The sequence below is a fragment of the Streptomyces sp. TSRI0281 genome (assembly GCF_001905125.1).
In the GTDB taxonomy this organism is placed as follows: Bacteria; Actinomycetota; Actinomycetes; order Streptomycetales; family Streptomycetaceae; genus Streptomyces.
In genome coordinates, this window is sequence record NZ_LWLE01000034.1 from 188581 (window position 1) to 200907 (window position 12327).

Annotated in this window: 10 protein-coding genes; 5 read left to right on the top strand and 5 right to left on the bottom strand. The window is 71.0% G+C overall.

Features of this window, described 5'->3' with window-relative positions; translation table 11 throughout:
• Positions 1-2: 2 nt before the first annotated feature.
• Positions 3-785, top strand: a complete 783-nt coding sequence (locus A6A29_RS32725; RefSeq protein WP_073725770.1) for a dioxygenase family protein — start codon at positions 3-5, stop codon at positions 783-785.
• A 175-nt stretch (positions 786-960) separates the two neighbouring features.
• Here the strand turns inward: A6A29_RS32725 and A6A29_RS32730 are convergent, their stop codons facing one another.
• Both A6A29_RS32730 and A6A29_RS32735 read right to left on the bottom strand, forming a co-directional pair.
• Positions 961-1974: a questin oxidase family protein gene (locus A6A29_RS32730; protein ID WP_073725772.1), complete on the bottom strand. Its 1014-nt coding sequence runs from the start codon at positions 1972-1974 to the stop codon at positions 961-963.
• Positions 1975-2199: 225 nt separating this feature from the next.
• On the bottom strand, positions 2200-2355 hold the full coding sequence (locus A6A29_RS32735) for a GNAT family N-acetyltransferase (RefSeq protein ID WP_385728018.1): 156 nt from the start codon (positions 2353-2355) through the stop codon (positions 2200-2202).
• 157 nt (positions 2356-2512) lie between these two features.
• On the opposite strand from A6A29_RS32735, the gene A6A29_RS32740 reads away from it, so the two are divergent.
• A complete protein-coding gene (locus A6A29_RS32740; protein WP_073725774.1) occupies positions 2513-3508 on the top strand; it encodes a sigma-70 family RNA polymerase sigma factor in 996 nt (331 codons plus the stop codon).
• Between the two features lie 190 nt (positions 3509-3698).
• On the opposite strand, the gene A6A29_RS32745 is transcribed toward A6A29_RS32740, so the two are convergent.
• Positions 3699-4808 carry a helix-turn-helix transcriptional regulator gene (locus tag A6A29_RS32745; protein WP_073725776.1) on the bottom strand — a complete coding sequence of 370 codons (1110 nt, stop codon included), beginning with the start codon at positions 4806-4808 and terminating at the stop codon, positions 3699-3701.
• Between the two features lie 61 nt (positions 4809-4869).
• On the opposite strand from A6A29_RS32745, the gene A6A29_RS32750 reads away from it, so the two are divergent.
• Complete coding sequence (locus tag A6A29_RS32750) at positions 4870-6504, top strand: MFS transporter (protein WP_073725778.1); 1635 nt, start codon at positions 4870-4872, stop codon at positions 6502-6504.
• Positions 6505-6651: 147 nt separating this feature from the next.
• On the opposite strand, the gene A6A29_RS32755 is transcribed toward A6A29_RS32750, so the two are convergent.
• Together A6A29_RS32755 and A6A29_RS32760 are read right to left on the bottom strand one after the other, a co-directional pair.
• Positions 6652-7398 (bottom strand): DUF6227 family protein, encoded by a 747-nt coding sequence (locus A6A29_RS32755; RefSeq protein ID WP_073725780.1) that lies wholly within the window; start codon positions 7396-7398, stop codon positions 6652-6654.
• A 266-nt stretch (positions 7399-7664) separates the two neighbouring features.
• Positions 7665-8753: a P1 family peptidase gene (locus A6A29_RS32760; protein WP_073725782.1), complete on the bottom strand. Its 1089-nt coding sequence runs from the start codon at positions 8751-8753 to the stop codon at positions 7665-7667.
• A gap of 283 nt (positions 8754-9036) precedes the next feature.
• On the opposite strand from A6A29_RS32760, the gene pflB reads away from it, so the two are divergent.
• Positions 9037-11295 (top strand): formate C-acetyltransferase, encoded by a 2259-nt coding sequence (gene pflB / locus A6A29_RS32765; protein WP_073725784.1) that lies wholly within the window; start codon positions 9037-9039, stop codon positions 11293-11295.
• Between the two features lie 236 nt (positions 11296-11531).
• Positions 11532-12326 carry a pyruvate formate-lyase-activating protein gene (gene pflA, locus A6A29_RS32770; RefSeq protein WP_073725785.1) on the top strand — a complete coding sequence of 265 codons (795 nt, stop codon included), beginning with the start codon at positions 11532-11534 and terminating at the stop codon, positions 12324-12326.
• Position 12327: the final 1 nt, after the last annotated feature.

Consider the following 12327-nt stretch of genomic DNA (forward strand, 5'->3'; position numbering starts at 1 on the left):
CCATGACGGACACCGCGGAGCGCATGCCCGCCCTCTACCTTTCGCACGGCGCCCCGCCGCTCGCCGACGACCCCGTCTGGCCCGGCGAGCTGGCCGCCTGGTCCGCCGGGCTGCCCCGCCCCCGCGCGATCCTGATGGTGTCCGCGCACTGGGAGGAGGCCCCACTCGCGCTGGGCGCCACCGACACCGTGCCGCTCGTTTACGACTTCTGGGGTTTCCCCGAGCACTACTACCGGGTGCGGTACGCCGCCCCCGGCGCCCCGCACCTGGCGGAGAGCGTGCGCAAACTGCTGCGCGGCGCCGGTACGCCGGTGCAGGACATCCCGGACCGCGGGCTCGACCACGGGGCGTACGTGCCGCTGGTGGAGATGTTCCCGGGCGCCGACATCCCCGTACTCCAGATCTCCATGCCGACGCTGGACCCGCAGAAGCTGATGGACATCGGGCGCAAGCTCGCCCCGCTGCGCGACGAGGGTGTCCTGATCGTCGGCAGCGGCTTCTTCACCCACAACCTGGCGGCCCTGCGGCACCAGGGCGGCGGCGTACCGGGCTGGTCGGCCGAGTTCGACGACTGGGGCGACCGGGCACTGCGCGAGCAGGACATCGACGCCCTGCTCGACTTCGAGAACAAGTCCCCCGCGGGCAGACTGGCCCACCCGCGCACCGAGCACTTCGCGCCTCTGTTCGTGACGCTCGGTGCCTCGGAGGGCGAGCTGGAACAGGGGCGCAGTGTGATCGACGGGTTCTGGATGGGGCTGGCCAAGCGCTCGGTGCAGTTCGGCTGAGCCGGGCGGGCCGGTTGGCCGGATTCGGGTGCGGTTGAGCCGGGCGGTCCGGGCGGGTTCGGTTCCTGGCCGGTGCCGTTTGCCCCGCCCCGGCCCGGCCCGGTCCGCCCCGGTCCGCCCCGGCCCGCCCCGGCCCGCCCCGCCCAGGCCCGCCCCGGCCCGGTCCGCCCTGGTCCTACAGGGCGGGCGGGTTCAGTTCGATCGAGCGGAGGGCGGCCGCGAGCGCTGTCCCGTCGCCGATGTCCAGCGCGGTGTCGGTGAACTTGATGGTGTGGTCGTTCCCGTGCGCCGCCGCCCGCTCGAACAGCTCCTCGGCCGTGGTGGCCGCCGGTGCGAAGGGGGCGGGCGTGGCGGGCGTGTACGCGGCGGTGACCGCGGCGCTCGCGGCCCAGGCGCCCGCCAGGCTCGGTGCCCACAGCTCGCGGGGGAGCGCGGGCAGGGTGCGCAGGACGGCGTTGGGGGCGGTCGCCGCGTGCACCAGCATGATCGGCTCGCCGTGCCCGTGCGTGGCGTAACGGTGGGTCGAGGCCCGGACCAGTTCTTCGAGCGCGGCGCGGGCGGCGTCCGGGTCTGCCGGGGTCCGCTCCGGCCAGCGCGGGAACGCGGTGAGCTGCCCCAGCCGGTCCAGGATGCCGCCGCTCTGCTCCGCCACCGCGGGCACCGCCTCCAGCGCCGCGGCGGCGCTCGGTGCGGGAGCGAGGTGGGCCAGGCCGGGCAGCGGCTGATGCCGGGCGGCCCAGTAGCCGAGCCCGTGGGCGAGCTCCCGGACGCGGGGCGCGGTGGCCTCCCCGTCCAGCAAAGTGCGTACGGAGTGGCCGACCCGGATCGCGGGGTGGGTGGCGCCCGCCGCGATGCCGGGCAGCAGTCGCGGCCACCACTCGGCGAGTACGTCGCGCCAGGGGTGTTCGGCCGTCTCCCGCTCGAAGTACGCCGTCCAGTCGGCGATGCGGCGCGGGTCGCCGAGCGCCTCCCGCCAGTTCTCCGCCGTCACCGGGGTGAAGGCGTCCGGCATGTCCTCCAGCTTCGCTCCGTAGTGGTCGAGCCAGCGGTGCACGGTCGGCGCCTGACCATGCCGTACCAGCGCCTCCACGGCCATCGGGGCGTGGTTGCTGAGCCAGCCGTCGCGTTCGGGGCCCGAGAGATGGAGGCGCTCCAGGGCTTCGTCGAGGGTGCCTGTGGTGTCGTCCATGCGGCTTCACGCTAGGGGCGCGCGGGGTCCGGCGGATCGGGCTGCGGTCCCGGTCCTGGACGACCCGGGTACTAGGTCGCGCGCGGGGAGGGCCCCGGCCCGGGGACTAGGTCCTCGGGCGCCGGGAACGCGGTCACCGTGCGCCCCGCCCGCCCGCCGTCAGCGACCGCGCCGTCACCGACAATGTGGACATCCTGAGCAACCAGCAGACGGTGCGGGCCGTCTTCAGAGGTGGGAGCGCAGCCAGGGGCGGCGCTGCTCCGGAGTGAGGGGAACCGTGTCGCCTGTGAGCGCGGTCTCACGTACGTAATGGTGGTAGATGTCCGTGAGTGCCTCCAGATCGGCCTCCATACCGGGCCTGACCTGCACTTCCGTGGCCATGGGGGGCATCCGTCCTCCTGTCGGCGGCCGACAGGGTACTGCATGATCGCGAAAATGAATGCGTGCCAGGGGAATTCTGTCCGGATTCCAGTCGTTGTTTCCATCGGATGCAGGGCACCCGAAAGGGTGTCGCGACCTACTCAGCAAGGGAGCACGCATGGCAACCCGTGCCGTCGCCCGTCGTTCGTCCACCACCGGTGGGACTGACCGGGCAAGCAGTGTTCGCGCCACAGGCGAGATCGCCGATCGCGACCTGGTCGGCATGTACCTGGACGAGATCGCGCGCACACCACTGCTCGACGCCGCAAAAGAAGTCGATCTCTCGCAGACCATCGAGGCGGGCGTCTTCGCCCAGAAGATCCTCGACGGCGAGGTGGAGAGCGAAGCCGGTGGAGCGAAGCGCGAGGAGCTGGAGGCGCTGGTCGCCGAGGGCGAGCGCGCCAAGGACATATTCATCCGTTCCAACCTCCGGCTCGTCGTTGCCGTGGCCCGCCGCTACCCGCGGGCGGGGCTTCCTCTGCTCGACCTGATCCAGGAGGGCAACGCGGGCCTGGTGCGCGCGGTCGAGAAGTTCGACTACGCCAAGGGCTTCAAGTTCTCCACGTATGCGACGTGGTGGATCCGTCAGGCCATCACGCGCTCCATAGCCGACCAGTCCCGCACCATCCGGCTCCCCGTCCACCTGGTGGAGGAGCTCGGCCGGATCCGCCGCGTGCAGCGCGAGTTCAACCGTGAGCACGGGCGCGACCCGGAGCACTCGGAGATAGCCGCCGAGCTGGACTCCAACACCCAGCGGGTGAGCAATGTCCTGGACTGGGCCCGTGACCCGGTCAGCCTGAACATGTCCGTGGACGACGACGGCGACACGCAGTTCGGTGATCTGCTGGAGGACACCTCCGCGATCTCGCCCGAGCAGTCCGTGATGACCTTGCTGCGCAGCGAGGAGCTGGAGGACATGATCGGCAAGCTGGACAACAGGACGGCGTCGATCATCCGTATGCGCTACGGCATCGAGGACGGACGCGAGCGGACCCTGACCGAGGTGGGCAAGGAACACGGCCTCACACGGGAGCGGATCCGCCAGATCGAGAAGCACGCATTGCTCGAATTGAAGCGAATGGCTCACGACACGGGCTTTGACGCTGCGGCGTGAGCCAATAACCCGTAACCTCCCAATCAAGCCGGTTCGCACCGGCCCGCTGACCGGCTCACGCCGGTCGCCCGACCGGTTCGTACCGGTCCCTGAGCTGAGTCCCGGCGCCCACCCCCCCCCGGCGCCGGGGCTCATCCATGTGCGGGGCTCGTTCACGTGCCGGGTGGGGCCACCGGCCGCATGGGACGGCTCAGGCGGTCGCGGGGCTCGGGCCCGGCGTCGCGGCGCGGGTCAGCCGGGCGCCCAGAGCGTCGACGTACTCCACCAGCTGCGGCGGCCCGTGCACCGAGAACTCGCAGTCCACCAGAGCGAGCCGCAGCGCCAGCCACTCCAGCGAGTCCGTGGAGACGGCGTGCAGCCGGCAGCCGAGCGCCCCGGTCGGCTCCGGCGTCCCGAGTCTCGAAGGCAGCCGCGCCGCCACGAACTCCGCGGGCGCCTCGAAGCTCACGTCGAAGCGCAGCTCCGGCTGCATCCGGGCCATCGAGCGGGCGAGGAACTTCGCGGCGTCGCCGCCCCCGTGGCTCTCCCCGCCGCTGCGGCTCTCCCCGGCCCCCGTACTGTCCGCGCCGCTCGTGCCGCCCGCGCCGGCCTTGTTGCCCGTGCCGCTCGTGTCGCCCGTGCCGTTCTCGCCGTCCCCGTCGGGCAGCGGCCGTGCGGTGAAGCGGGCGCCCGTCGCAAACGGCTCACTGACCCGGTCGACCCGGAACGTACGCCAGTCCTCGCGCAGCAGGTCGTACGCGACCAGATACCAGCGCTGCCCGGTGCTCACCAGCCGGTACGGCTCCACCTGCCGCTTCGTCTCGGTGCCGTCCCCCGTCCGGTAGGTGAACCGCAGCCGCTCCTGCCCCGTGGCCGCCGAGGCGAGCGTCGTCAGGGTCTGCGGATCGATGCGGGAGCCGTCGCCCCGGGTCAGCGGGACCGTGGCGTGCTGAAGGGACGAGACCCGGTGCCGCAACCGCGAGGGCAGCACCTGCTCCAGCTTCGCCAGAGCGCGTACGGACGCCTCGTCGACGCCCTCGATGGCATGCCCGGCGCCGGCCCGCAGTCCTACCGCGATAGCCACCGCCTCCTCGTCGTCCAGCAGCAGCGGCGGCATGGCGGCACCCGCGACCAGGCGGTAGCCGCCGATCGAGCCGCGCGTGGCCTCGACCGGATAGCCGAGGTCGCGCAACCGGTCGATGTCACGGCGGATCGTGCGCGCGCTGACGTCGAGCCGCTGGGCCAGTTCGCTGCCCGGCCACTCACGCGGCGTCTGGAGGAGCGACAGCAGATTCAGCAGTCGTGCCGGGGTATCGGTCATGAACCCAGGATGCCCGTCCATCAGGTCATGAACTGACCTAATGGATGGTTAGCTTCTCGCCATGCCTTCTTCCGAATCACTGCCGTCCACGGCGGCCGCACCCACGGAGCCGACGGGGCCGACGGCCCCGGTGGCCCCCGCCGACCGGCGCCGCTGGTTCGCGCTCGCCATCGTGATGACCGCGGCCTTCATGGACCTGGTCGACGTCACGATCGTCAACATCGCCATCCCGAGCATCAAGCAGGACACCGGAGCCTCCTTCACCTCGATCCAGTGGATCACCGCCGGATACGCCCTGGCGTTCGCCGCCGGGCTGATCACGGGCGGCCGGCTCGGCGACATCTACGGCCGAAAGCGGCTCTTCCTCATCGGCATAGCCGGTTTCACGCTCGCCTCCGCCCTGTGCGGCTTCGCCGTGAACCCCGAGATGCTGGTCGCCTCCCGCATCCTGCAGGGCGGCATGGCGGCGCTGATGGTGCCGCAGGTGCTGTCGATCGTGCACGCCACCTTCCCGGCGCACGAGCGCGGCAAGGTCTTCGGCCTCTTCGGTGCGATCGTCGGGCTGGGCGCGGTCTCCGGGCCGCTGCTGGGCGCGCTGCTCACTGAGTGGAACCTCTTCGGTCTCGAATGGCGGCCGATCTTCCTGATCAACCTGCCCGTCGGCATCGCGGGGCTGATCCTGGGGCGGAAGTTCATCAGCGAGTCCAAGGCACCGAGGGCGCTCCGCCTCGACCTGGTGGGCGTCGTCCTGGTCACGCTGGGCCTGCTGATGCTGCTCTACCCGCTCACGCGGGGGCGCGAGCTGGGCTGGCCGGTGTGGGGTCACGTATCGATGGCCTGCAGCCTGCTGGTGTTCCTGGCGCTGATCGCGTACGAGCGGCAGAAGGCCCGTACGGACGGTTCGCCGCTCATCGAGCTGTCGCTGTTCCGGGTCAAGAGCTTCGCCGCGGGTGTGGCCGTGCAGCTGACCTTCGGCATCGGCCTCGGCATCTTCTTCCTCGTCTGGACGCTCTACATGCAGATGGGTCTGGGCTGGAGCGAGCTGCGGGCCGGTACGACGGGCATTCCCTTCTCCATCGCCGTCTCGGTGGCCGCCGGTATCTCCGTACAGAAGCTCGTGCCCCTCTTCGGCCGCAAGGTCCTCCAGGCGGGCGCGCTGCTGATGATCGCCGGGCTGCTGCTCTACATCTGGGAGGCCGATCGGTACGGCATGGGCATCACGTCCTGGCAGATGGCCCTGCCGCTGGTGGTCATGGGTGTGGGGATGGGGCTGATCGTGGCTCCGCTGACGGACGCGGTGCTCTCCGAGGTGCCCAAGGAGCACGCGGGGTCGGCGTCCGGGCTGATCAACACCGTTCAGCAGATGGGTACGGCGCTGGGCCTGGGGCTGGTGTCGGTCGTCTTCTTCGGGGCGATCAGCGACAGCCTGGCCCCGGAAGCGATGGGTCCGGCGTTCGTGGACGCGTTCCAGCAGTCGCTGTGGTGGGTGGCCGGAGTGCTTGCGGTGATCTTCCTGGTGATGTTCGCGCTGCCGGCCAGGCCGCGGGTCCATGTGGAGGGTGCGGGAGACGACTCGGGGGACGACGGGACGGGGGCGGACGGTGCCGGGAGCGGTGCTGATCATGGCACTGCGGACGGTGCCGGAGCCGGAGCCGGTGCCGGTGAGGCCACGAAGGAGCCGGCGTTGACGGGCTGAGACGCCCGGACGCCGAGACGCCGATACGTTACGGCGTCGAGATACCGAGGCCGACCGTGGCCGGTCTCGGTCTCGGTACCGGCCGGTCTCGATGGACGGGATGCCCGCGTGACCCGAGCGATCGGGGAGCGCGGGCATCCGTGTGCGTCAGCAGATCCGGGCGCGGTGCTCCATGGCGGACCGGGCGGCGTGCTCGGCGCCGTACACCTCGCACATGTGGCGGCCGTCCGGGGTCGCCGTGTGCTCGACCTCCCACAGGCTCGTCTCGCTGCCGTCCAGGAGCAGGAACGCGTGCTCGTAGAGCGTGAATCCCGCGTCCTGCCCGTCGATACGACACTGGCGCCCGAAGATCTGGGTGATGTGGTGGGCGAAGGCGGCCCGCAGCAGCCGGGCGGTCTCCTCGCCCGGCCGGTCGCTGTTCTCCGCGCGCCGCAGCACGCGGCGGGCGTGGTCCGCCGAATTGTCCGGGGCGTACGTCCGGGGCACCTGGGCCGGGGGAGCGGCCATCAGGACGGTGAGGATCTCCAGGTCCGGCTGCGGGCTGTCGTCGCCGAAGACCGGGCCGTCCGAGAAGCTCCCGGCCAGCCGGGTGGCGGCGATGTGGGCGTCGGCCTCTTCGTCGTACAGCTCATGGCGCCGGGGGACCGCTATGTCGCGGCCGCCGCTGTGGATCAGCTCCCACAGGCTCAGCGCGGAGCCGTCGGAGAGGAGGTAGGTGTGCCGGTAGGTCTCACGGTGCAGTACGGCGCTGTGGTGCGAGGAATGCAGTGAACTGCTGTGTGCCAGAGCCGTACCGAGCCGGTCGACCGTGCTGTCGGGCAGGTCGAAAGAGTTGAGGGCCCGTCGCAGGAGTCGGTCGAGGTGCTGCTCGGTTGTCTCGTACGGATCGCTCAAGGTGCTGTCTCCAGGCCGTCGCCGCGTGTTACTTGATGCGTGCATAACGTAGTCCCTGGGTCTGACATCGTGACCGGGGTTCGTAAAAACGTTGGGCGCACGCGAAAAGTTCCCTGACTATTTCGGGAGGTTCGGGTGAACTTCCTTGCGGGGGTGGTGAGTCGGGGGCGCGCGACGGGGTGCGCCCCACTGTGCGGTTTGTGCCGCTTCTTCCGATTGTGCCGACTGTGTGCGCTTGTGTGCACTGTCGCGGGCGGCCGCTCCCGTCAGCCGCCGTAGAGATCCGTGTACGAGGGGAAGGCGCCCCCGGGGCCTTCGACGCCCTCGGCCGCGCGCACCGCCTTCGCGATGGCGCGGGCCAGTACGTCGGCGCCCGCCGCCAGGATCTCGTTCAGTGCGACCGGGTTCTCCGGCGGCAGCGGTACCCGCCCCGTGGACAGGGCGAAGACTGTATCCCCGTCGGTCAGCAGATGCACGGGGCGTACGGCGCGGGCCAGTCCGTCGTGCGCGGTGCCCGCCAGCTTCTGTGCCTGGGCCCGCACGAGGGCCGCGTCGGTGGCGACGACGGCGATCGTGGTGTTGAAGGGCGGGGCGCCGCCCCCGGCCGCCTCCAGCGCCTCCTGCGCCCGCGCGAGCCGTAGCTGCGCCGCGGCGTGCGTCTCGGGCGACGGGTGCGCGGGCGGCTCCCCCGCGCCGTACTCCGCGTAGAGCACCCCGGTCCGCGGGTCCAGCACCGAGCCCGCGGCGTTCAACGCGACGAGCGCGGCGACGGTGACCCCGGAGGCGAGCCGCACGCTCGCCGTGCCGATGCCGCCCTTGAGCTGCCCGGCCACCGCGCCGGTACCCGCGCCGACTCCGCCCTCGGCGACCGGGGCGCCGGACGGGGAGGCCGCCGCGGCCGTCACCGCGGCGCGGCCGGTCGACGCGTCGGGGCGGGCCCGCCAGTCCCCGCCCCGGCCCAGGTCGAAGAGGCAGGCGGCCGGCACGACCGGCACGACCTGGTCCGGGCGGGGGCCGACCCTGACGCCCCGGCCCTGTTCCTCCAGCCAGGCCATCACGCCCGACGCGGCGTCCAGGCCGTACGCGCTGCCGCCCGTGAGGACGACCGCGTCGACGCACTGCACCAGGTTGCGCGGGTCCAGCGCGTCCGTCTCCCGCGTGCCCGGCCCGCCGCCGCGTACGTCGACGGCCGCCACGGCGCCGCCCTCGGGGGCCAGGACGACGGTGGTTCCGCTCAACGCGCCGTCACCGGCCACCCGGGCGTGGCCGACGCGGATCCCGGCCACATCGGTCAGCGCGTCCAGCGGCTCCGGCGTCCCCAGCGGCTCCGGAGGGTGCGGGTCCTCGTGGGTCATCGTCTGCTCCTCGGGGCGGGGTGAGGGTTTATGGGAATGAACGTACAGGCGGGGTGGGCGGCGAGAGTCGCGAAATTCTTGTGAAAGTTTTCACAAGTGAACTATGGTCCAAAGTCCTGGGCAAAAGCGCAGCTCAGATGGGGTGTGCGTGTAGTCGTTCGGTATCGAAGGGGACCTTCGGCCCTTCCTCAGGGACCAATGCTGTCGCCCGGAAGGCGAAATCGGGAGTGGAATGGAGACAGGAAAAAAAGAGGCGCACGGACGGAATCGGAAGGTGCGGGCCATGACGGCAGCTGCTGCGGAGACGACGACGGACAGCGGAGCCTGGGACGGCTTCAGGGGCGGGCTGTGGCGCGACGCGATAGACGTCCGCGACTTCGTCCAGCAGAACTACACCCCGTACGACGGCGACGGTTCCTTCCTCGCCGGTCCCACCCCCCGGACGACGGCCGTCTGGGAGAAGCTCCTCGCGATGTTCCCGGACGAGATGGCCAGGGGCGTCCATGACGTGGATGTGAGGACCCCGTCCCGGATCGACGCCTTCAGGCCCGGCTACATCGACGCCGAGCGCGACCTGATCGTCGGACTCCAGACCGATGCCCCGCTCAAGCGCGCCATCATGCCCAACGGCGGCTGGCGGATGGTCGAAGGCGCCCTCGACGCGTACGGCTACGAGGCCGACCCCGAGGTCAGGGAGATCTACACGCATCTCCGCAAGACCCACAACGAGGGCGTGTTCGACGCCTACACCCCCGAGATCCGCGCCTGCCGTTCCTCCGGCATCATCACCGGGCTGCCCGACGCCTATGGCCGGGGCCGCATCATCGGCGACTACCGCCGCGTCGCCCTCTACGGCGTCGACCGCCTGATCGCCGCCAAGGAGGCCGACAAGGCCGCGCTCGGCGAGGAATGGGCGACCGAACACGTCATCCGGGACCGCGAGGAGACTTCCGAGCAGATCAAGGCGCTGAACGAGCTGAAGGCCATGGCGATGTCGTACGGCCACGACATCTCCGGCCCCGCCCGCACCGGCCGTGAGGCCGTGCAGTGGCTGTACCTCGGCTACCTCGCCGCCGTGAAGGAGCAGAACGGCGCGGCCATGTCGATCGGCCGCATCGACAACTTCCTCGACATCTACCTCCAGCGCGACATCGAGCGCGGGCTGCTCACCGAGGAGCGGGCGCAGGAGTTCATCGACGACTTCGTCATCAAGCTCCGCATCGTCCGCTTCCTGCGCACCCCGGAGTACAACGACCTGTACTCCGGCGACCCGACCTGGGTCACCTGGTCGATGGCCGGTGTCGGCGAGGACGGCCGTCCGCTCGTCTCCCGCACCACGTTCCGCGCCCTGCAGACCCTCTACAACCTGGGCCCGGCCCCCGAGCCGAACCTCACGGTCTTCTGGTCGCAGCGGCTGCCCACCGGGTTCAAGGAGTTCGCCTCGCGGGTCGCCATCGACACCTCGGCGATCCAGTTCGAGTCGGACGAGCTGATGCGCCCGAAGTACGGCGACGACACGGCCATCGCCTGCTGTGTCTCCGCCATGGCGGTCGGCAAGCAGATGCAGTTCTTCGGCGCCCGCGTGAACGTCGCCAAGGCGCTGCTGTACGCGATCAACGGAGGCCGGGACGAGCGCTCGGGAAAGCTCGTGGTGGACGGCTTCGAGCCGATCACCGACGAGTACCTCGACTACGAGACCCTCGCCGAGCGGTACGACGCGATGCTGGACTGGCTGGCCAGGACGTATGTGCACGCGCTGAACGTCATCCACTACATGCACGACAAGTACGCCTACGAGCGGCTGGAGATGGCCCTTCACGACCGCGAGATCCTGCGCACCATGGCCTGCGGAATCGCCGGTCTCTCGGTCGCCGCCGACTCCCTCTCCGCGGTCAAGTACGCCCGGGTGAAGGTGATCCGGGACGAGACGGGTCTGGCCACCGACTACGAGATCGAGGGCGGCTACCCCGCGTACGGCAACAACGACGAGCGCGTCGACGCCATCGCCCGCGGGCTCGTCCACGACTTCATGGAGAAGATCCGCAAGCACCCCACCTACCGGGACGCGGTGCACACCCAGTCGGTGCTGACGATCACCTCCAACGTCGTCTACGGCAAGAAGACCGGCAACACTCCGGACGGCCGCCGCTCCGGCGAACCGTTCGCCCCCGGCGCCAACCCGATGAACGGGCGCGACGAGCACGGCTACATCGCCTCCGCCCTGTCGGTCGCCAAGCTGCCGTACGACGACGCCGAGGACGGCATCTCGCTGACGAACACCATCACGCCGGACGCGCTCGGCCGGACCCCCGAGGAGCGGATCGCGAACCTCGCCGGTGTACTGGACGGCTTCATGGCCGCCGACGGCTTCCACATGAACGTCAACGTGCTCAACAAGGCGACCCTGGAGGACGCCATGGAGCACCCGGAGAACTACCCCCAGCTGACCATCAGGGTCTCCGGATACGCGGTCAACTTCGTGCGGCTGACCCGCGAGCAGCAGCTCGACGTCATCAACCGCACCTTCCACGGTTCGCTCTGACCCCGGCCCCGGCCCCGGGTCCAGGCCCGGTCCCGGGCCCCCGGCCTCGGGACACCGGCTCCGACCGAGCCCCCTGAACCGCGCGACGCCGGACGCCCCTCCCCCGTAGGGCCCCGGCGTCGCGCGCCGCCACCCAGCCCCCACGCGCCTCACCCCCACATACGCACCTCGCCCCTCACGCACCTCGCACCTCCCGCCCCGCTTGCCGCCAGCCGTCCGTACAGGAGGCCCCTGCCATGGCTCCGCTCCTCGACAACGCCCTCACCCCCGCCACCCCGGCGGGTGCGGCCACCCACCGGCCGATCTCCGGCTCGGTCCACTCCTGGGACCTGTCGACGGGTGTCGACGGGCCCGGCACCCGGTTCGTCACCTTCCTGGCGGGCTGCCCGCTGGCCTGCCTCTACTGCCACAACCCCGACACGATGCGGATGCGCAGCGGTACGCGTACGTCGGCGGACGACCTGGTCGCCGAAGCGGCCAAGTACACGACGTTCATCCGGGCGGCGGGTGGCGGCGCCACCATCAGCGGCGGCGAGCCGCTGCTCCAGCCGGTGTTCGCCGGTGAGCTCTTCCACCGCTTCAAGCACGAGCTCGGCCTGCACACGGCCCTGGACACCTCCGGCTTCCTCGGCGCCCGTGCCACCGACGCGCTGCTGCGCGATGTCGACCTGGTCCTGCTCGACATCAAGTCCTGGGACCGCGACACCTACCGGAAGGTCACCGGCCGGCAGCTGGAGCCGACCCTGGACTTCGCCCGCCGCCTCGCCGACCTGGGCAAGGAGGTGCACATCCGCTTCGTGCTGGTGCCCGGACTGACCGACGACCCGGGCAACATCGACGGCGTCGCCTCGTTCGCCGCCTCCCTCGGCAATGTCTCCCGCGTCGATGTCCTGCCCTTCCACAAGCTGGGCGAGGCCAAGTGGCAGGCGCTGGGTATGCCCTTCACGCTGCACGACACCCCCTCGCCCACCCCCGAGCAGGCCGCCTCGGCCCGGTCGCTCTTCGAGGCCCACGGACTGCGGGCCGTCTGAC